This window comes from Spirilliplanes yamanashiensis, assembly GCF_016863475.1.
GTDB classification, from domain to species: Bacteria; Actinomycetota; Actinomycetes; order Mycobacteriales; family Micromonosporaceae; genus Spirilliplanes; species Spirilliplanes yamanashiensis.
The window spans coordinates 1-19,681 of the sequence record NZ_BOOY01000036.1 but is presented as its reverse complement, the minus strand read 5'-3'; the positions used below and the strand labels follow the sequence as shown (position 1 = coordinate 19,681).

17 protein-coding genes and 1 pseudogene are annotated in these 19,681 nt (G+C 74.1%); 6 read left to right on the top strand and 12 right to left on the bottom strand.

The genetic code is table 11. From position 1 onward, the window contains the following. Positions 1–32 precede the first annotated feature (32 nt). The 5 genes from Sya03_RS24965 to Sya03_RS24945 all read right to left on the bottom strand — a co-directional run bounded on the left by Sya03_RS24965 (position 33) and on the right by Sya03_RS24945 (position 4,475). The gene (locus Sya03_RS24965) at positions 33–794 is read right to left on the bottom strand and encodes an ABC transporter permease (RefSeq protein ID WP_203940848.1); all 762 of its coding nucleotides are present in this window, start codon (positions 792–794) and stop codon (positions 33–35) included. Continuing rightward, positions 791–1,666 carry an ABC transporter permease gene (locus Sya03_RS24960; protein ID WP_239107818.1) on the bottom strand — a complete coding sequence of 292 codons (876 nt, stop codon included), beginning with the start codon at positions 1,664–1,666 and terminating at the stop codon, positions 791–793. The genes Sya03_RS24965 and Sya03_RS24960 overlap by 4 nt, the downstream gene beginning before the upstream one ends. Next, the gene (locus Sya03_RS24955) at positions 1,663–2,796 is read right to left on the bottom strand and encodes an ABC transporter ATP-binding protein (RefSeq protein WP_203940847.1); all 1,134 of its coding nucleotides are present in this window, start codon (positions 2,794–2,796) and stop codon (positions 1,663–1,665) included. The genes Sya03_RS24960 and Sya03_RS24955 overlap by 4 nt, the downstream gene beginning before the upstream one ends. After that, entirely contained in the window at positions 2,793–3,956 is a 1,164-nt protein-coding gene (locus Sya03_RS24950; RefSeq protein ID WP_203940846.1) for a polyamine ABC transporter substrate-binding protein, read from the bottom strand. Before Sya03_RS24950 ends, Sya03_RS24955 begins: the two co-directional genes overlap by 4 nt. Before the next feature lie 156 nt (positions 3,957–4,112). Continuing rightward, on the bottom strand, positions 4,113–4,475 hold the full coding sequence (locus Sya03_RS24945) for a DUF3499 domain-containing protein (protein WP_203940845.1): 363 nt from the start codon (positions 4,473–4,475) through the stop codon (positions 4,113–4,115). 203 nt (positions 4,476–4,678) lie between these two features. On the opposite strand from Sya03_RS24945, the gene Sya03_RS24940 reads away from it, so the two are divergent. Then, positions 4,679–5,164 carry a metallopeptidase family protein gene (locus Sya03_RS24940; protein ID WP_370871962.1) on the top strand — a complete coding sequence of 162 codons (486 nt, stop codon included), beginning with the start codon at positions 4,679–4,681 and terminating at the stop codon, positions 5,162–5,164. A 73-nt stretch (positions 5,165–5,237) separates the two neighbouring features. Here Sya03_RS24940 and Sya03_RS24935 read toward each other — a convergent pair whose 3' ends face one another. The 3 genes from Sya03_RS24935 to Sya03_RS24925 all read right to left on the bottom strand — a co-directional run bounded on the left by Sya03_RS24935 (position 5,238) and on the right by Sya03_RS24925 (position 10,138). Further along, positions 5,238–5,498, bottom strand: coding sequence for a WhiB family transcriptional regulator (locus Sya03_RS24935; RefSeq protein WP_203941132.1), 261 nt, complete (start codon positions 5,496–5,498; stop codon positions 5,238–5,240). Positions 5,499–5,774: 276 nt separating this feature from the next. Next, the gene (locus tag Sya03_RS24930; protein WP_203940844.1) at positions 5,775–8,348 is read right to left on the bottom strand and encodes a bifunctional FO biosynthesis protein CofGH; all 2,574 of its coding nucleotides are present in this window, start codon (positions 8,346–8,348) and stop codon (positions 5,775–5,777) included. A gap of 779 nt (positions 8,349–9,127) precedes the next feature. Continuing rightward, entirely contained in the window at positions 9,128–10,138 is a 1,011-nt protein-coding gene (locus tag Sya03_RS24925; protein ID WP_203940843.1) for a hypothetical protein, read from the bottom strand. A gap of 147 nt (positions 10,139–10,285) precedes the next feature. Between Sya03_RS24925 and cofD the strand changes: the two genes are divergently transcribed. From cofD to Sya03_RS24910, 3 genes are read left to right on the top strand one after another with little or no spacing between them, the layout of a single operon-like run. Then, on the top strand, positions 10,286–11,233 hold the full coding sequence (cofD, locus tag Sya03_RS24920; RefSeq protein WP_203940842.1) for a 2-phospho-L-lactate transferase: 948 nt from the start codon (positions 10,286–10,288) through the stop codon (positions 11,231–11,233). Next, positions 11,230–12,258 (top strand): coenzyme F420-0:L-glutamate ligase, encoded by a 1,029-nt coding sequence (locus Sya03_RS24915; RefSeq protein WP_203940841.1) that lies wholly within the window; start codon positions 11,230–11,232, stop codon positions 12,256–12,258. The genes cofD and Sya03_RS24915 overlap by 4 nt, the downstream gene beginning before the upstream one ends. A gap of 13 nt (positions 12,259–12,271) precedes the next feature. Then, the gene (locus Sya03_RS24910) at positions 12,272–12,847 is read left to right on the top strand and encodes an NUDIX domain-containing protein (RefSeq protein ID WP_203940840.1); all 576 of its coding nucleotides are present in this window, start codon (positions 12,272–12,274) and stop codon (positions 12,845–12,847) included. Positions 12,848–12,910: 63 nt separating this feature from the next. Here the strand turns inward: Sya03_RS24910 and Sya03_RS24905 are convergent, their stop codons facing one another. Together Sya03_RS24905 and Sya03_RS24900 are read right to left on the bottom strand one after the other, a co-directional pair. After that, a complete protein-coding gene (locus Sya03_RS24905) occupies positions 12,911–14,008 on the bottom strand; it encodes a mannose-1-phosphate guanylyltransferase (protein ID WP_203940839.1) in 1,098 nt (365 codons plus the stop codon). A 74-nt stretch (positions 14,009–14,082) separates the two neighbouring features. Then, on the bottom strand, positions 14,083–15,228 hold the full coding sequence (locus tag Sya03_RS24900; RefSeq protein WP_203940838.1) for a glycosyltransferase family 4 protein: 1,146 nt from the start codon (positions 15,226–15,228) through the stop codon (positions 14,083–14,085). A gap of 189 nt (positions 15,229–15,417) precedes the next feature. Here Sya03_RS24900 and Sya03_RS24895 point away from each other — a divergent pair, with 189 nt between their 5' ends. Beyond that, a complete protein-coding gene (locus Sya03_RS24895; RefSeq protein ID WP_203940837.1) occupies positions 15,418–16,101 on the top strand; it encodes a TIGR03089 family protein in 684 nt (227 codons plus the stop codon). Positions 16,102–16,108: 7 nt separating this feature from the next. On the opposite strand, the gene Sya03_RS24890 is transcribed toward Sya03_RS24895, so the two are convergent. Further along, positions 16,109–18,001 (bottom strand): acetoacetate--CoA ligase, encoded by a 1,893-nt coding sequence (locus tag Sya03_RS24890; protein WP_203940836.1) that lies wholly within the window; start codon positions 17,999–18,001, stop codon positions 16,109–16,111. Between the two features lie 29 nt (positions 18,002–18,030). Next, complete coding sequence (locus Sya03_RS24885) at positions 18,031–18,549, bottom strand: acyl-CoA thioesterase (RefSeq protein ID WP_203940835.1); 519 nt, start codon at positions 18,547–18,549, stop codon at positions 18,031–18,033. A gap of 58 nt (positions 18,550–18,607) precedes the next feature. Here Sya03_RS24885 and Sya03_RS24880 point away from each other — a divergent pair. Beyond that, positions 18,608–19,681: pseudogene (locus Sya03_RS24880) on the top strand (hypothetical protein); the annotation flags it as partial.

The window sequence follows — 19,681 nt, the reverse complement described above, 5'->3', positions numbered from 1 at the left end:
CGTAGCGATCATCGGCGATGCGCGCAGGACCCCTAGCGTGCCCTTCTTCGGAATGTTGTGATCACGACAGCGAGCACCGCGACGGCGAACATCGCGGTGCCGACCACGTTCACCTGCGGCGGGATGCCGCGCTGGGCGCTGCCCCAGACGAACATGGGGAACGTCGTCATGGTTCCGGCATTGAAGTTGGACACGATGAAGTCGTCGAAGGACAGCGAGAACGCCAGCAGCGCGCCCGCCACGATGCCCGGCATCGCCAGCGGCAGGGTGACGGTGCGGAACGTGTGCCACGGCGACGCGTACAGGTCGGCGGCCGCCTCCTCCAGCCGCGGGTCCATGCCCGCGAGCCGCGCCTTCACCACGACGACCACGAACGACACGCAGAACATGACGTGCGCGATCACCACGGTCCAGAACCCGAGCGGCACGGCGCCCGCCGTGAACAGCGCCAGCAGCGACGAGCCCAGCACCACCTCGGGGGTGGCCATCGGCAGGAACACCAGGGCGTTGAGCGGGCCGCGGCCGCGGAACCGGTGGCGGGTCAGCCCGAACGCCAGCAGCGTGCCCAGGACGGTGGCCAGCACGGTGGCCAGCAGTCCGATCTGGGCGCTGCGCAGCACCGACGCGCACAGCCCGGCCGGGCCGCACGGGTCGGCCCAGTTCGCCAGCGTGAACCGGTCGAAGTCGTAGGACAGCCGGTTCGACGGCGCGTTGAAGGACAGGCCGACGACCACCGCGACCGGCAGCAGCAGGTACGCCAGGACCAGCCCGGCGACGACGCGCGAGCCCCTCACAGCAGCTCGTCCGTCCCCGCTCGGCGCACGTACACCGTCACCAGGACCAGGATCGCCGCCATCAGCAGGAACGACAGCGCGGCCGCCTGCGGGTAGTCGAGCCGGACGAGGAACGCCGAGTCGATCACGTTGCCGATCATCGAGGTGCGCACGGTGCCGAGCAGCGCGGCGTTGATGTAGTCGCCGACCGCCGGGATGAACGTCAGCAGCGTGCCCGCCACCACCCCCGGCATGGACAGCGGCAGCGTGACGTGCCGGAACGTGCGCAGCGGGCTCGCGTACAGGTCCGCGGCGGCCTCCAGCAGGCGCCCGTCGAGGCGCTGGAGGCTGGCGTACAGCGGCAGCACCATGAACGGCAGGAAGTTGTAGACCAGGCCCATCACCACCGCGAACGGCGTGGCGAGCAGCCGGCCGTCGGGGGCGAGCAGGTGCAGGTCGCGCAGCAGCCCGGCGAGCCAGCCGGTGTCGGCGAGGATCGCCTTCCAGGCCAGGGTGCGCACCAGGAAGCTGGTGAAGAACGGCGCCACGACGAGGATCAGCAGCAGGTTGCGCCAGCGGCCGGCGCGCTGGGCGATGACGAACGCCAGCGGGTAGCCCAGCGCCAGGCAGATCGCGGTGGCCAGCCCGGCGTACAGCAGCGAGCGCAGGAACTGCGGCCAGTACGCCGCCAGCGCGGTCGCGTAGTTGCCGAACGACCACGTCATCGCGTAGCCGTCGGTCAGCGAGCCGTTCGGGTCGTACAGGCTGGTTGCGCCGAGCTGCACCACCGGGACGGCGAAGAAGACCGCCAGCCAGAGCAGGCCGGGCAGGATCAGCAGGTACGGGGTGCGCCGGGCCGCGCGGGCGGGCCGGGCCGCCGCCGTCACCGTCACGCCGGCACCCCGGTCGGCTCCGGCGCGACGGGGGTGGTGGCGTCCCCGGCGCCCGGCTCCCGGTCGAGCAGGAACGCGTGCGCCGGGTCCCAGTGGACGACGACCTCGCCGCCGAGCGGCGGGTAGTAGCCCTCGCCGGTGTTCGGGGAGAACACGGCCAGCTCGGTGCCCCACGGGGCGCGCACGAGGTAGCGGTTGCCGACGCCCACGTACGACCAGTCGGTCACCACGCCGGCGACGCTGTCGTGCCCGGCCGGGACCTGCGCCGCCGCCTCGGCCAGGTGCACCTTCTCCGGGCGTACCCCCAGGTAGGCGGCGGGGCCGGCGGCCCGGCAGCGGCCGGCGGGCACCGAGTAGCGGTTGTCGTACGCCCGGACCGCGACGTACCCGGCGCCGCGCTCGACCACCTCGGCGGCGAGCAGGTTCGACTGGCCGAGGAAGTTCGCCACGAACGGCGTCTGCGGGAACTCGTACAGCTCGGCGGGGCGGCCCAGCTGCTCGATGCGGCCCGCGTTCATCACCGCGACCGTGTCGGCCATCGTCATGGCCTCCTCCTGGTCGTGGGTGACGTGCACGAACGTGATGCCGACCTCGGTCTGGATGCGCTTGAGCTCGACCTGCATGCGGCGGGTCAGCGTCAGGTCGAGGGCGCCGAGCGGCTCGTCCAGCAGCAGCACCTGCGGCCGGTTGACCAGGGCGCGGGCCAGCGCGACCCGCTGCTGCTGGCCGCCGGACAGCTGCGCCGGGCGCCGCCGGCCCAGCCCGTCGAGCTGCACCAGCTCCAGCATCCGCGCCACCTCGGCGGCGTGGTCGCGCACGCCGCGGCGGCGCAGGCCGAACGCCACGTTGCCGGCGACGTCCAGGTGCGGGAACAGCGCGTAGCTCTGGAACACGGTGTTGACCGGGCGCTGGTGCGGCCGCAGGCCGGTGATGTCGCGGTCGCCGAGCAGGATCCGCCCGGCGGTGGGCTCCTCCAGGCCGGCGGCCATCCGCAGCGTCGTCGTCTTGCCGCAGCCGGACGGCCCGAGCAGCGCGAAGAACGACCCCGCGGGGACGGTCAGGTCGAGCGCGTCGACCGCGGTGAACTCACCGAACCGCTTGGTGAGCCCCTGCAGGACGAGGTCGCTCATGCCCCGATGACCGTCTGGAACTTGCGCTCGTACTCCCTCGAGGCCGCCTCGTCGAGCACCATGAAGTCCTTGGCGTTGCCGAGCAGTTCCGGCGTCGGGAAGATGAGCGGGTTCTCGGCCAGCTCGGGGTCGATCTTCGTCATGGCCTCCTGCGCGCCGACGACCGGGCAGATGTAGTTGACCTCGGCGGCGACCTTGGCCGCCACCTCCGGCTGGTAGTAGTAGTTCAGCAGCTGCTCGGCGTTCGCCTTGTGCCCGGCGCGGTTCGGCACCAGGGCGTCGTCGCTGAACAGGATCGCGCCGGAGTCGGGCGCCACGAACCGGATCCGGTCGTTCTCCGCGCTGAGCTGGAGCACGTCGCCCGACCAGGCCAGGCACGCCGCGATGTCGCCGCGCTCCAGGTCGGTCGTGTACTCGTTGCCGGTGAACTTGCGGATCTGCCCGGCGTCGACGGCCCGCTTGAGCTTGGCCAGCGCGTCGTCGAACTGCGCCGCGGTGAAGTTCGACGGGTCGTGGCCGTTGGACTGCATGATCAGGCCCATCGTGTCGCGCATCTCGGCGAGCAGCGTGACCCGGCCCTTGAGGTCGGCGCGGGTGAGCAGCTCGTCGATCGTGCGGACCTCCTTGGTCGCGCCCGCGTTGTACGCGATCGCGGCCAGGCCGCCCTGCCACGGCACGGCGTGGTCGTTCTGCGGGTCGACGGAGCGGCCCTTGAGCGACGGCAGCAGGTTGGCCTGCACGTTCGGCATCTTCGCCAGGTCGAGCTTCTGCACCCAGCCGAGCTGCACCAGCCGGCCGACGAGCCAGTCGGTCAGCACGATCACGTCGCGGCCGGTGGGCTGGCACGCGCTGAGCTGCTGCTGGATCTTGCCGAAGAACTGGTTGTTGTCGTTGATGTCCTCGGTGTAGGTCACCGTGATGCCGGTCTGCTGCTGGAACGCCGCGAGCGTCGGCCGGGCGTCGCCGTCGACGTCGATGTACTGCGTCCAGTTGGAGAACTGGAGGGTCTTCTCCGCGCCGGACACGTCCTCGCTGACGCAGCTGGCCTCGGTCTGTTTCGCGCCCTTCGTGCCGCAGGCGGCCAGCGCGGTGGCCAGCGACGCGGCGGCGGTGCCACGCAGAAGCGTGCGGCGGGTCAAGGGCAGCGTCGAGCGGCGCATCGCGGCTCCTGATGGGGTCGTCCTGCTACGTCAGGAACGCGGTCCGGGACGCCCGAATCATGTCATGCATCGAGCGGCTCGACCACTCCGCCGGACGGGTGCGTGGCGCACGCCTCCGCAGCGCCCGCGACGGGCCGTTCGTGTCACCCGTGCCGGTCAGTTCGGCGGGATGACCCGCAGGTGGCCGCGGCGGCCGGTCTGGTGGGCGGCGAGGTCGTCGTGCGCCTCGGGACGCGGCGGCGGGGCGGGCCGGGCGGCCTCGCGGACCGCCTCGGCGAGCGCGACCAGGTCGTCGGTGGTGGGCGGCGGCGGCGCGAACTCGCCGTCGTGGCGCACCAGCTCCCAGCCGCGGGGCGCGGTGAGGGTGCGGGCGTGCGGCTCGCACAGGTCGTAGGTGTGCGGCTCGGCGAACGCGGCGAGGGGTCCCACGACCGCCGTCGACTCGTTGTAGACATAGGTCAGCGTGGCGACCGCCTGCCGGGGGCAGCCGTTGCGGGAGCAGCGCCGTGGTGACCTCACGGCGGCACGGTATCTCTCCCGCCGCCCCGCGCGCCGCCCCTGCCGCCGCGACACGCCGACCGCCGCGTGGTCACGATTCGGTCATGGTCCCGTCGCCCGCCCGAAACCGCAGGTGGGGCCGCGAGTCGCGGTTGCCGCACGACGATGCCCCGGCGATGGCATACGCTGGCCGACGTGAGCCACGCGTACCCCCTGAACCACCGGTGACCAGCCCGGAGCGCCGCCGGCCGGACCCCCGGCCGGGCACGGAGGCGACGCGGGCCGCGGGCCCGGGCCGCCCGGCCCGGCGCGACCGGCACGGGCGCGGCCTGCGCGGCCGGCTCGTCCCGGCGACGGTGCCGCTGTCGCGGACCAAGGCCGAGATCTTCGACGACCTGGTGCTCGACACGGTGGAGACGCTGGAGCGCCGGTACGCCAAGGAGCTGGCCGGCGTCGAGTTCGCGGTCGAGGACGTGCCGCCGGAGCTGAACGTCTACGACTCCGACGTGCTGGAGGACGGCGAGGTCCCGCTGGCCCGGCTGCTGCCCGGCCGTCCGGGCCGCCAGGAGCTGCCACCGCGCATCGTGCTGTACCGGCGCCCGCTGGAGTTCCGCGCGATGGACCGCGAGGACCTCGCGGACCTGGTGCACGACGTGATCATCGAGCAGGTGGCCAACCTGCTCGGCGTGGATCCGGACGAGCTGTCCTGACGAACTGTCCTGAGGCGGGCCCCCCGGCTCCGCGCCCAGGACAGTGACGTCAGTCTTCGATGGTGCGATTACCTCAGGCGACGCGGCGCTTGAGCTTGCGGCGCTCCCGCTCGGAGAGCCCGCCCCAGATGCCGAACCGCTCGTCGTGGCCGAGCGCGTACTCCAGGCAGTCGACCTTCACCTCGCACCGGCCGCAGATCCGCTTCGCCTCGCGGGTCGATCCGCCCTTCTCCGGGAAGAAGGCTTCCGGATCGGTCTGCGAGCACAGTGCCTGTTCCTGCCATTCCGGCGCGTCACCGATCAGGTCCGCACCCTCAACAACCTGGGCCTCCATCATCGGCGTGCCTCCTTTTCCGCGCCGGCGGCAGTGCCGGCGCTGACCCCCCACGCACGAAGGCGTGCTATTTGTCCGAACCGCGGCTTATATGGTGGCCCGTTCGAACAACCCCTCTGAAATTACACGCGTGTAATGCGTGCGTCGTCAAGCCGAACCTGCTAAATAGGGCCGTCCCGCGAGACATGTAACGGGGCCCGGACCGTCCCCGTTACGCGTGTCCCGCTTGATGCGATACCGATCGAGAGCGGCTCCAAGTAACGCCCTGGCGCCGGTCTACCGTCGGACCGGCTGTCCGTACACGGTGCTGCGTTCCCGCGCCGGCCGCCCCGCCGCGGCCGCCAGCTCCCGCAACTGCGCCACCGTGCGCGCCGAACCGTGCTCCGAACCGGCCATCCGCGAGATGGTCTCCTCCATCAGCGTGCCGCCCAGGTCGTTGCAGCCGCCGTTCAGCACCGCCGTCGCGCCCTCGTCGCCCAGCTTCACCCACGAACACTGGATGTTGGCGATCCGGCCGTGCAGCAGCACCCGCGCCATGGCGTGCACCACCCGGTTCTCCCGCCACGACGGGCCCGCCTTCGCGATGCCCGCCAGGTAGATCGGCGCGTTGGTGTGCACGAACGGCAACGCCACGAACTCCGTGAACCCGCTCGTGCGGTCCTGCACCCCCGCCAGCACCCGGAAGTGCCCCAGCCACTGCCGCGGATGGTCCACGTGGCCGTACATCATCGTCGAGCTCGACCGCAGGCCCACCTCGTGCGCCGTGCTCACCACGTCCACCCACGCCGACGCCGGCAACTTGCCCTTCGTCAGCACCCAGCGCACCTCGTCGTCGAGGATCTCCGCCGCCGTCCCCGGGATCGTGTCCAGCCCGGCCGCCCGCAGCTCCGTCAGCCACTCCCGCACGCTCACGCCCGCCTTCGCGGCCGCCGTGACGATCTCCATCGGCGAGTACGCGTGCACGTGCATCCCCGGCACCCGCGCCTTGATCGCCCGCACCAGGTCCGCGTACACGGTCACCGGCAGCTTCGGGTCGATGCCGCCCTGCATGCACACCTCGGACGCCCCGTCGCGCCACGCCTGCTCGGCCCGGTCCGCGACCTGGTCCACGCTCAGCCGGTACGCGTCGGCGTCCCGCTCGCGCTGCGCGAACGCGCAGAACCGGCACCCCACGTAGCAGACGTTCGAGAAGTTGATGTTCCGGTTCACCACGTACGTGATGTCGTCGCCGACCGCGTCGCGCCGCAACCCGTCCGCGATCCGGCACAGTTCGTCCAGCGCCGCGCCGTCGGCGTGGAACAGCGCCATCGCGGCGTCCTCGTGGCGCGGCTCCAGCAGACTCGCCGGGTCCCCCTCGGCCAGCCGCAACCCGGCCCGCAGGTCGTCCCCCAGCCGCTCGGGGCCGCCCCGGCCCTGTGCGCCGCGCTCCCTGCCGCGCTCGTCCTCCGTGCCGCGCTCCCGGCCGGGGTCCTTCCTGACCTGCCTGGCGACCTCGCTCCAGTCGCCGTACACCTCGTCGAAGTCCCCGCGCCGGTCCCCCGTGCGCCCCTCGGTGTCGATCGCGGCGTGCAGGTCGACCCGCCCCGAGCTGAACACCTCCTCCGGCTCCTGCCACGGCCGCCCCCGCACGGCGGCGTTCTCGTCCGCCAGCCCGGCGTCGTCCCGCAGCGCGTCCACGTGCGCCCGCAACCGCGGATCCAGCCACGGGTCCCCCCGCCGCACGTACTCGGGGTAGATCGTCAGCCGCTCCCGCAGCTCGAACCCCGCCACCTTCGACCGCCGCGCCAGCTCCTCGATCTGCGGCCACGGCCGCTCCGGGTTCACGTGGTCGGGCGTCACCGGCGACACCCCGCCCCAGTCGTCGATCCCGGCCCGCAACAGCAACCCGAACTCGTCGTCGATCAGGTTCGGCGGCGCCTGCACCCGCATCCGCGGCCCCAGCACGATCCGCGCCACCGCCACCGTCGCCGCCAGCTCGTGCAGCTCCGCGTCCGGCATCCCGCGCATCGCCGTGTCCGGCTTCGCCCGGAAGTTCTGGACGATGACCTCCTGGATGTGCCCGTACTCACGGGCGCTGCGCCGGATCGCGAAAATGGAGTCGGCGCGCTCCGCCAGGTCCTCCCCGATCCCGATCAGAATCCCGGTGGTGAACGGCACGGCCACCCGCCCCGCGTCGTCCAGCACCCGCAACCGCACCGCGGGCTCCTTGTCGGGCGACCCGAAATGCGGCCCACCCGGCTCGCTCCACAACCGCGTCGCCGTCGTCTCCAGCATCATCCCCATGCTGGGCGCCACCGGCTTGAGCCGCTGCAGCTCCGCCCAGCTCAGCACACCCGGGTTCAGGTGCGGCAGCAGCCCCGTCTCCTCCAGCACGGCCACCGCACACGCCCGCACGTAGTCCAGCGTCGAGTCGAACCCCCGCTCGTCCAGCCACCGCCGCGCCGCCGGCCACCGCTCCTCCGGCCGGTCGCCCAGCGTGAACAGCGCCTCCTTGCACCCCTGGGCGGCGCCCTCCCGGGCGATGGCGAGCACCTCGTCGCGCTCCAGGAACGCGGCGGGCAGCCGGTGCGGCACCGTCGCGAACGTGCAGTAGTGACACCGGTCCCGGCACAACCGGGTCAGGGGGATGAAAACCTTCTTCGAGTACGTGACGACCCCCGGCCGGCCCGCCTGCTCCAGACCCCGGTCCCGCACCCGGCCGGCCACCTCCAGCAGGGTGTCGAGGTCCTGGCCGCGGGCCGCCAGCAGGGTCGCCGCCTCGGCCGGGTCCAGGGACTTGCCGTCAGTGGCCCGCTTCAGGGCGCGGCGCATGGCGGCTTCGGTGGGCGGGGCGGGGGGCGTGTGGGGCATGCCGATGGGGGCGGCGCTCCCCGGGGCGGCGGGGCCGGCTTCCAAACCCGTCGCGCTTTCCCGGCCCGTCGCGCTTTCCCGGCCCGTCGCGCTTTCCCGGCCCGTCGCGCTTTCCGGGTCTGTTGCGCTTTCCGGGTCTGTTGCGCTTTCCGGGCGGATCGCGATCTCCGGGCCTGTCGCGATCGCCGGGTCCACCGCGCTCCGCGAGCCCGTTGCGCTCTCCCGGCCCGTCGCGGTTTCCGCGACGTCGCCGACGGCGGCTGCGGCCGGATCCACTCCATGGCCGGCCGTGGGCCGGGCAGGGCCGTGGGCGGTCGGCGTCGCGGGGGTCGTCATGCCTGGCCTGGTGGGGGTTGGCTCCGTCGCGTCTGCCACTCGTGCACTCTAGGTCGCTCATGTGACAAGTGCGCTCGCCCGCCCCTCGCCCGAGGTGCGCGATACGTCACGAACCACGGGATGTTCCGGGCGTCCCCGCCCGACGGGAAGGAGTCGGACGGGAGGGGACGGCGCCGGCGGCCTCGAAGGCACGCGGGACGAGCGGCGCGAGCGGGTGTTCGCGGCGGGGCCGGTCGCGGCCCGCCCTTGCGCTCGACCCACCGCGCACTTGGCTCGCCATGCGGCCTGACCGACCACGCGGCCTGACCGACCACGCGGCCTGGCCCACCGCGCGGCCTGGCCCACCGCGCGGCCTGGACCGCCACGAGCTTGGCCCGCCATGAGCCCGGCCCGTCAGCACCTGGCCGCCCTGCTCCCGGCCCGCTCCGGACCGTGCGGCTCGGTTAGCGGCGGTTCGGGTCCTCGCCGTGGAGGTCGTCCGGGTTGTAGGTGTGGCGGCCGTACATGTCCGTCGGCTCGTTGAAGGACGGGCCGGCCGGGGGCTGGCCGTAGCCGTACTGCGCCTGCGGCGGCTGATAGGGGCCCTGCGGCGGGTACGGCCCGTTCGGCGCGGGCGGGGCCGACTGCGGCGGGGACGAGTACGGTGCGCCCGACTGCGGCGGCGCGAACTGCGAGCTGCCCGAGTACGGCGGGGCACTCTGCGGCGGCGCGGACTGCGGCGGCTGGCCCCACTGGCCCGGCTGGGCGACCTGCGTCGGCTCGCCCCAGCCGGGCGGCGGGGTGGGCTGGCCGGGCGGCGGCTGCTGACCCCACTGCCCGGGAGCGGCGGGTGCGCCCGGAGCGGCGGGTGCGCCCGGGGCCGGCTGGCCCCACTGCTGGCCCTGCGGCGCGGGCTGGCCGCCCCAGCCGGGCGGGGGCTGCTGGGCCTGGCCGTACTGGGTGCCGCCGTAGGGCTCGTACACCGGCTTGGGCTTGGCGGGCTGGTAGAGGCCGCGCCACAGCTGGTAGACGACGTAGGCGACGACGCCGAGGACGGCGAGCCACGCGACCTTGGTGAGGAACTCCTCGAACGCGAAGCGGAAGCTCAGCTCGGCGGCGCGGATGAGCCCGACGAAGAAGCCGAACAGGATGCCGAAGAGGGCGGCGGCCGCGTACTCCGCCAGGGCGACCATGGTGACGAGCTTCGCCCGGCCGGTCGGGGTGCCGATGTGGGTGACCAGCAGGACCGCAAGGATCGGGAACGCGATCGTGGCGACGTTGACGAAGTTGTAGAAGCCGGCCTGGGCGCGCTCGGTGAAGCTGTCGACCTCGTAGGGCACGAGACGGATGAGCGCGACCAGCAGGAACACGGCCGTGGCACCGACGAGGACCAGCGCGACGAGTTCGCGCAGCGGCTCCGTGAACTGGCGCGGCGCGCGCTCGCCCTGCGGCGTCGCCTGCGGTTCGCTGGACACGGTGGGCCCCCTGACGTCGGGTTCGAAGATCGGCTCATGCTAGACCGCCGGGACCACCGCAGGGTGCCCGGGACACTCCGCCCTGTGGACAACCCGTTGTCCACAGGGCGGTGGTCGGTGGGTCGCCGGGTGCGCGAGGATGGCCCGATGCAGATCGTGGTCCTGGCCGGCGGCATCGGCGGTGCGCGCTTCCTCCTCGGCGTACGCGCCCATGCGCGGCGCATCGGCGCCGAGGTGACGGCCGTCGTCAACGTGGGCGACGACGTGCAGATGCACGGCCTGCGCATCTGCCCCGACCTCGACAGCGTGATGTACACGCTCGGCGGCGCGCACGACCCGGAGCGGGGCTGGGGCCGCGTCGGCGAGTCGTGGGTGGTGAAGGAGGAGCTGGCGGCGTACGGGGCGGAGCCGTCCTGGTTCGGCCTGGGCGACAAGGACGTGGCGACGCACCTGGTGCGCACCACGATGCTGACCGCGGGTTACCCGCTGTCGGCGGTCACCGAGGCGCTGTGCGCGCGCTGGCAGCCGGGGGTGCGGCTGCTGCCGGCCACGGACGACCGGCTGGAGACGCACGTGGTCGCCGAGGTGGAGGGCGAGCGCCGGGCCATCCACTTCCAGGAGTGGTGGGTGCGGTACCGGGGCGACGTGCCGACGCACCGGTTCGTGTTCGCGGGGGCCGAGGCGGCGAAGCCGGCCGCCGGGGTGCTGGACGCGCTCGGCTCGGCGGACGTGGTGCTGGTGGCCCCGAGCAACCCGGTGGTGAGTGTGGCGCCGGTGCTGGCCGTACCCGGCATCAAGGAGGCCCTGGCGGACGGCCCGGCGCCGGTCGTGGGGGTGTCGCCGATCATCGCGGGCGCGGCCGTGCGCGGCATGGCGGACCGCTGCCTGGCCACGATCGGCGTGGAGTGCAGCGCGGCCGGGGTGGCGGGCCTCTACGGGGCGCGCTCGGCCGGGGGGCTGCTCGACGGGTGGCTGGTCGACTCGTCCGACGCGGGGGTGGAACTGCCGGGCGCGCGGGTACGCGCGGTGCCGCTGTGGATGACGGACGAGGACGCGACCGCCGCGATGGTGGCCGCGGCGTTGGAGTTGGCATGAGTCTCGAGATCCTGCCGGTCGTGGGCATCGGCGACGTGGTGCCGGGCGACGACCTGGCGGCGCTGATCGCGGGCGCCGCGCCGTGGCTGCGCGACGGCGACGTGCTCGTGGTGACCAGCAAGATCGTGTCGAAGGCGGAGGGCCGGCTGGTCGAGGTGCCGGCGGACGGCCCGGAACGCGAGGCGGCGCGCGCGGAGGCGCTGGCGGCGGAGTCGGCGCGGGTGGTGGCGCGGCGCGGGCCGACCACGATCGTGCAGACGCACCACGGCTTCGTGATGGCGGCGGCGGGCATCGACGCCTCGAACGTGGACAAGACGCACCTGGTGCTGCTGCCGGCGGACCCGGACGCGTCGGCGCGGCGGCTGCGGGCGGCGTTCGCGGCGCGCCGCCTGGACGTCGCCGTGATCGTCTCGGACACGATGGGCCGGGCCTGGCGCAACGGCCTCACCGATGTGGCCCTGGGTTCGGCCGGGATCGCGCCGCTGCGCGACCACCGCGGCGAGGTCGACCCGTACGGCAACGAGCTGCACATCACCCAGATGGCGGTGGCCGACGAGCTGGCGGCGGCGGGTGAGCTGGTGAAGGGCAAGCGCGACCAGGTGCCGGTGGCGGTGGTGCGCGGTCAGCCGTGGGGGTCGCCGGAGGCGGCGGACGCGGGGGCGGCGGTGCTGATCCGCGACGAGGCGTCGGACATGTTCTCGCTGGGCACGGCTGAGGCGCGGGCCGCGGGGCTGCGCGCGGCGGCGACCCTGCCCGCGGCGGGGACGGCGGGCGCGGCGCTCGACCCGGCGGTGGCCGGGCGGGCGGTCGAGCTGGTGCGCCCGCATCTCGCGGACGGCACCGTCGTCGAGGTCACCGACGCCGGGGTGCGGTGCGTGCCGCCGCCGGGCGGCGGGGCGCGGGCGCTCATCCGGTTCGGCGCGGACGTGCACCGGCTGCGGGCGGCGCTGCTGGCCGAGGGCGTCGCGACCGCCGTGGTGGACACGGACGGGGACGCCGTTTTGCTCACGGCCACCGCGGTCTAGAAGACTCGCCGACGTGATCGAACAGCTCTACGACGACGCCCGCGACGTGCTCACCCGGTGGACGGCCACCTCCGACGCGGCGGAGGCCAACCGGGTGCGCACCCTGGACCTGCTGGCGGCCGGGCCGATCGCGATGACCCGTGCGCACCGGCCGGGCCACGTCACGGCCAGCACGCTGGTGGTGGACGACGCGGGGCGCCTGCTGCTGTGCCTGCACGGGCGGATCGGCACGTGGATGCAGCTCGGCGGGCACTGCGAACCGGCCGACCTCACCCTGGCGGCGGCCGCGCTGCGGGAGGCCACCGAGGAGTCGGGGCTGGCGGGGCTGGAGCTGGACCCGGTGCCGATCGACATCGACATCCACCCGGTGCGGTGCGCGGGCGTCGACGGCACGCCGGGCGGGCCGTCGGCGCACCACGACGTGCGGTACGTGGCGTACGCGCCGGCGGGGGCGGTCGAGCGGGTGAGCGAGGAGTCGGCGGCGCTGGGCTGGTTCGAGCCGGGGGCGCTGCCGGAGCCGCTGGGCGGCGGGACGGTGCAGCTCATCGGCCCGGCGCTGGACCGCCTCAAACTCCGCGCCGGCCACTGACGGCAACCGCAGGCCGCGGTCGCGCCCCCAGGAACACCCGGAGGGCGCGACCCGGCCCAGGCCCTACACGTAGTGGTGGTCGCCGCGGTCCTTGAGCTCGTCGACGATGCTCTTGACCTCCTGCGCCCGGTCCCGGGGGCACACCAGCACCGCGTCCGGCGTGTCCACGATGATCAGGTCGCGGACGCCCAGGGCGGCGACCAGCCGCCCGCTCTGCGGCACGATCACCAGCCCCTCGGCGTCGCGCAGGACGACCCCGTTCTGTTCGTCGCCGGCGGAGCCGAGGACGACGTTGCCGGCCACGTCGGCGCTGAGGACCTCGCCGAGGGTGTGGAAGTCGCCGACGTCGTTCCAGCCGAAGTCGCCGGAGACCGTGCCGACCTTGCCGGCGGCGGCGGCGCCCTCCATGACGGCGTAGTCGACGGAGATGCGGGGCAGGGTCTGCCACACCTCGCCGAGGACCTCTTCGCGTTCGGGGCCGTCCCAGGCGGCGGCGATGCGTTGCACGCCGGCGTGCAGCTGGGGCTGCTGGCGGGCCAGTTCGGTGAGGAAGACCTCGACCTTCCAGACGAACATGCTGGCGTTCCACAGGTAGTTGCCGGACTTCACGTACGCCTCGGCGACGTCGTAGGCCGGCTTCTCCTTGAACTCCTCGACCTTGAGCACTCCGCCGTCGCCGATGGGGCCGCCGCACTGGAGGTAGCCGTAGCCGGTCTCGGGGCGGGTGGGCTGGATGCCGACGGTCATGAGCAGGCCGTCGGCGGCGCCGGCCATGGCCTGGCGGACGACCTCGACGTAGCCGGGGGTGTCGGCGATGAGGTGGTCGGCGGCGAAGGAGCCCATGATGGCGTCGGGGTCGCGGCGGGCGATGACGGCGGCGGCCAGGGCGATCGCGGCGCAGGAGTCGCGCGGGGACGGCTCGACCAGGATGTTGGCCTCGGGTACGCCGACGAGCTGGCGCGCCACGGCGGCCGCGTGGGCGACGCCGGTGACGACGAACGTGCCTTCCGGGCCGCTCAGGGGCGCGAGGCGCTCGGCGGTGGCCTGCAGCAGCGAGGCGTCGGTGCCGGTGAGCGGGTGCAGGAACTTCGGGTGGCCGGCGCGGGACAGCGGCCACAGGCGCGTGCCGCTGCCGCCCGCCGGGATGACGGCGTACAACATCAGGCCATCATGCCGGTCACCGCACACCCTTCGGGGCCGGATGGCGTGAACGGGCCGTAACGATCACGAATCGCTCACTCCGCCGCGCGCCGCCAGGCGGCGATGTGGACCTCGGCGCTGGAGTCCCAGGTGAACTCCTTGGCCCGGTCGAAGCCGGCCTTGGCGAGGGTGATCCGGCGCTGCTCGTCCTGCAGCAGGTCGCGCAGGTCGGTGGCGATGCGGTCCGGGTCCTCGGTGGTGTAGCCGACGGCGTCGCCGCCGACCTCGGGCAGCGACAGCCGCGGCGTGGTCAGCACGGGCGTCCCGCAGGCCATGGCCTCCAGGATCGGCAGGCCGAAACCCTCCCCGTACGAGGGGTACGCGGCGACGAGCGCGCCGCCGAGGAAGCCGGGCAGGTCGGCGTAGCGCAGGTAGCCGGGGCGCAGCAGGCGCAGGTGGGCGGGCACCTCGGCGACGGCGCGGTCGATGTCGTCGTCGTGGCCCTGGCCGCCGGCGACCACGAGGGCGGGCGGGTCGGGCAGGTCGGTGACGGCGCGGGACCAGCCGCGGATGAGGTTGGGGACGTTCTTGCGGGGCTCCTTGGCGCCGAGGAACGCGACGTAGCCGGAGTCGCCGAGGCCGAGGCGGGCGCGGACGCGGGCCTTCTCCTCCTCGGTGGGGACGTGGAACGCGGTCTGGTCGACGCCGTGGTACGCCACGTCGATGACGGTGGGGTCGGCGTCGAGCAGCCGGATCAGCTCGTCCCGGGTGGCCTTGCTGGGCACGATGACCCGGCTCGCCCGGCGCAGCGACGTCTTGATGGCGCTGCGGAAGAACGTGCGCCGGGTCTTGTCGTAGTGCTCGGGCTCGGTGAAGAACGTCGCGTCGTGGACGGTGACGGTGACGGGGCAGCCGGCCCGCAGCGGGCACGTGTAGAACGGCGAGTGCAGCACCTTGGCGCCGACCTGCTGGGCGAGCAGCGGCAGGCCGGTCTGCTCCCAGGCGAGGCGGGCGGGGCGGTGGGCGACGGCGGCGGGCGCGGCGACGACCTCGGCGCGCGGCAGCATCCGTGAGTAACGCTCGGCATCGGTACGGAGCGCGACGACGGCGAGGTCCATCGACTCGTCGCCCACGCGGCCGAGGGCCCCGAGGAGGCCGTCGACGTATCTCCCGACGCCACCCCGGTCGGCGGGGACGCTTGTGGCGTCGACAAGCACGCGGGGCGGGCGACCGGCGGTCACAGGGCAACTCCCTCAACAGATAGTGAACTTCGGGTGACGTTCCACTGCTGTGTGCAACGCCACTTCTCCAGCGTACGCCGATGAGTACGTGCGCTGCGGCCCCCGTGGCCGTGCGTCGCCGCCTTTCCCCCGGGCAATTCGCTGAGCCGCATCGGCGACTACCGTGCGTGACGAGTAGGGTCGTCGGTGATGACTACCGACACGATCGGCGGCCTGTTCGCCGCGGCCGTCGCCGCCGACCCGGCCCGCCCCCTGCTGACCTGGTACGACGACGCGACGGGCGAGCGCACCGAGCTGTCGGGCGCCACCCTGGGCAACTGGGTGGCCAAGACGGCGAACCTGCTCGTCGACGGCGCGGGCCTGGCCCCGGGCGACACGGCGGCGGTGCTGCTGCCGCCGCACTGGCAGACCGCCGCCGTCCTGCTGGGCTGCTGGACGGCGGGCGTGGCGGTCGCCGCCGGCCCCGCCGACGTCGCGTTCGGCACCGGCGCCGAGGACGCGGACGCGCCCGAGCGGTACGCCACGGCGCTGCACCCGTTCGCGCTGCCGCTGCGCCCGCTGCCCGCCGGGTGGTCCGACTACACCGTCGAGGTGCGCACCCACGGCGACCACTTCCGGCCGTACCAACCGGTGACCGGGACCGACGCGGCGCTGGACGGCCGCAGCCACGCCGAGGTGGTCGCGGCCGCCGCGGCCCGGGCCGCCGAGCTGGGGCTGACCGGCCGCGTGCTGATCGACGTCGGCGCCCACCCGGACCCGGTGGACTGGCTGCTCACGCCGCTCGCAGCGGGCGCGACGATCGTGGCGTGCGCCCACCTGGACGCCGCCAGGCTGGCCGACCGGCTGACCGCCGAGCGGGCGCACGCCGTCTGACCCGCGGTCAGAACCGTTCGAACGCGGTCAGCGCGTCGGGGTTCGCGAGCGCGCCGCGGGCCGCCGCCCGGTCGACGGGCATGCCCGCCAGGATGCGCTTGACCGGCACCTCCAGCTTCTTGCCGGACAGGGTGCGCGGCACGGCCGCCACGGCGTGGATCTCGTCGGGGACGTGCCGCGGGGACAGCGCGCCGCGCAGCTCCGCCCGGATCGCCGCGGTGACGTCGTCGAGGCGCACGAAGTCGGCGAGCACCACGAAGAGCAGCAGGCGGTCGTCGTCGGTGTGCACGACCAGCGAGTCCAGCACGTACGGCAGCGCCTCGACGACCGAGTAGAACTCGGCGGTGCCGAGGCGGACGCCGCCGCGGTTCAGCGTCGCGTCGGAGCGGCCGGTGATGACGCAGGTGCCGTCGTCGGCGATCGTGATCCAGTCGCCGTGGCGCCACACGCCCGGGAAGACGTCGAAGTACGCCTCGCGGTACTTCGACCCGTCGGCGTCGCCCCAGAAGCCGACCGGCATCGACGGCATCGGCGCCGTGATGACCAGCTCCCCCAGCTCGCCGATCACCGGCTTGCCCTCCGGCGTGTACGCCTCGACCTTCGCGCCCAGGCAGCGGCACGCGATCGAACCCGAGTGCACGGGCAGCATCGGGGCGGAGCCGACGAAACCGGTGCACACGTCGGTGCCGCCGCTGATCGACTGGAGCTGCAGGGAGTCGCTGACGGAGGCGTACACCCAGTCGAAGCCCTCGGGGGGCAGCGGCGCACCGGTCGAGCCGAGGCCGCGCAGCGCGGACAGGTCGTGGTCGCGGCCGGGCGTGAGCCCGGCCTTGCGGCACGCGAGCAGGAACGGCGCGGACGTGCCGAAGTAGGTGATGCCGGCGTCCTCGGCGAGCTGCCACAGCGCGTCCAGGCTCGGCCAGCCGGGGTTGCCGTCGAACAGCACGATCGCCGCCCCGACGGCCGGGCCGGACGCGAGGAAGTTCCACATCATCCAGCCCGTGGTGGAGAACCAGAAGAACCGGTCGCCGGGGCCCAGGTCGCAGTGCAGGGCGAGCATCTTGAGGTGTTCGAGCAGGATGCCGCCGTGGCCGTGCACGATCGGCTTCGGCAGGCCCGTGGTGCCGGAGGAGTACAGCACGTACAGCGGGTGGTCGAACGGCACCGCCGCGAACTCCAGCGGGGCGTCGCGCTTCATCGCCTCGAACGTGTCCGTCGCCGGGTCGAGGTAGCCGATGGTGACGAGGTGCCGCACCGACGGCAGCGCGGCCACGACGGCCTTCACCTCGTCGGCGCGCGGGACCGCCTTGTCGCCGTACCGGTAGCCGTCGACCGCGACGAGCACGGTGGGCTCGATCTGCTGCCAGCGGTCGATGACGCTGCGGGCGCCGAACTCGGGGGCGCAGCTGGAGAACACCGCGCCGATGCTCGCCGCGGCCAGCATCAGCACGTACGTCTCGGCGATGTTCGGGGCGTAGGCCGCGACCCGGTCACCCTGCGCGACGCCCAGGGCCCGCAGCCCGGCCGCCACCCGCGCCACCTCGTGGCGCAGCTGCCGGGCCGTGAGCACCTGCGGGTCACGGCTCTGCGAGTACGCGTGGACGATCGGCTCGTCGTCGCCCACGCCCGGCATCCGCAGGACGTGCTCCGCGTAGTTCAGGGTCGCCCCGGGGAACCAGCGCGCGCCCGGCATGCCCGGATCGGCCAGCGTCTCCGTCGGCGGGTCGTGCGCGACGACGCCGAAGTAGTCCCAGATCGAGCGCCAGAAGCCGGCGACGTCCTCCGTCGACCACCGCCACAGCCCGGCGTAGTCGCCCTCGCGTCCCACGGCGCGCATGTAGTCGCCGATGCGGGACGTCTCCAGGACGTCGGCCGGCGCGGTCCACAACACTGTGCCCACGCTTCACCTCCTCGGACCTGAACGTACATTCAGCCCGGGTGGCCCGCGGCACGGGCCGCCAGGATCGCCTGCCGGCGCGCCAGCCGGTGCTCGCGGCGGATCAGCGCCTCCCGGCAGCGGCGCTCGTCGTCCGGGGTCTCGGGCACGATCGGCGGGACCGGCCGCGGCCCGCCCGCCACGTCGACGGCCACGAACACCAGGTACGCGGTCGCCACCGTCATCCGCTCGCCGCCGGCCGCGTCCCAGCGCTCCGCCTCGACCTTGACGCCGACCTCCATCGAGCTGGAACCCGTCCAGTTGACCTGGGCGTGCGCGTGCACCAGGTCGCCCACCCGCACCGGCTCCAGGAACGCGATCTCGTCGATCGCCGCCGTCACCGCCGTGCCGCCGCTGTGCCGGGCCGCCGCCGCGCCCGCCACGTCGTCGACGAACTTCATTAGGACGCCGCCGTGCACCGTCCCGTACAGGTTCACGTCGATGGCGGTCATGATCCGGCTCAGGGTCACCCGCGAGTGCGACGTGGGCCGGCCGTCCAGCTGATCGCTCATGCCCTCACGGTACGGCCGACGATGGCCGGCATTGCCAGGTCCCGGTAGCGTTCGGCGCATGCGGCACGTGAGATCCGTCCTGTACGCCCTCGTGCTGGCCCCGGCGGTGTGGATCCTCGGCGCGGTCGGTCTCGGCCGCGGCGTCGAGGGGCGCGCGTTCACCGGCGGGGTGACCCTCGAGACGCTCGGCGGCGTCGCACTGCTCGTCCTCGCCGGCGCCGCGTACGCGGTCCTGCTGCTCACCCGCCTCTCCCCCGCCGGCCCGGTGCTGGCGGCGGTCCTCTACCTGACGGCGACGGCGTGGGCCCTGGCCGGCCCGGCGAGCTTCGCCGCGCTGTTCCCGCCCGCGGTCGAGAAACCCGGCTTCGACCTGAGCCTGCCCGCCCACGGCCTCGGCCTGCTGCTCGCGGTGCCGCTGCTGTGCACGGCGCTGAGCACCAGCCGCTGGCGCGGCCTCGACCTCGCCCCGGTGACCGCCCCGCCGGCCCCACCGGCCCCACCGGCGCCCGCGGTGTTCCCGCCGCCGCGGCCCGTCCCGGCGGCCCTGGTGCCGGGCGGCCGCCCCATCGAGGAACCCACCCAGGTCGTCTTCCCGCCCTCCGCGGAGGCGACGCAGGTGGTGCGGCCGGCCACCGCGGAGGCCACCCAGGTGATCACCCCGGCGACCCGCTCCCGCCTCGGCCACGCCACCCCGGCCGACCTGCCCGGCGACGCCACCCAGGTCATCCACCCGGCCCGCCTGGCCGCCGCGACCGCCGCCGCCGCCGAGGAGCCCACGACGCGCATCCTCGACAGCGCCACCCTCCAGCGGGCGGCAACTCCCCCGATTCCGCCGACTCCCCCGCCTCCCCCGGCGGCCGGCGACGAGCCGGACACGGCCGCGGCCACCACGGCCGAGCCGCCCGCCGCCGACCCGGCGGCCGACGACGAGCCACCCACCGTCGGGGCCACCACCGCTCCTGAGCCGCCGGCCGACCCCGATCCCGCAGCGGACGACGCCGTCGGGTCCGAGGACGAGCCGGTGTCCGATCCCGCCGCCGGGTCCGACGACGAGGCGACCACGACGCTCCCGGCCCGGGACGACAGCGAGCAGACCACGGTGCTGCCCCCGGCCGCCGCAGGCGAGGACCCG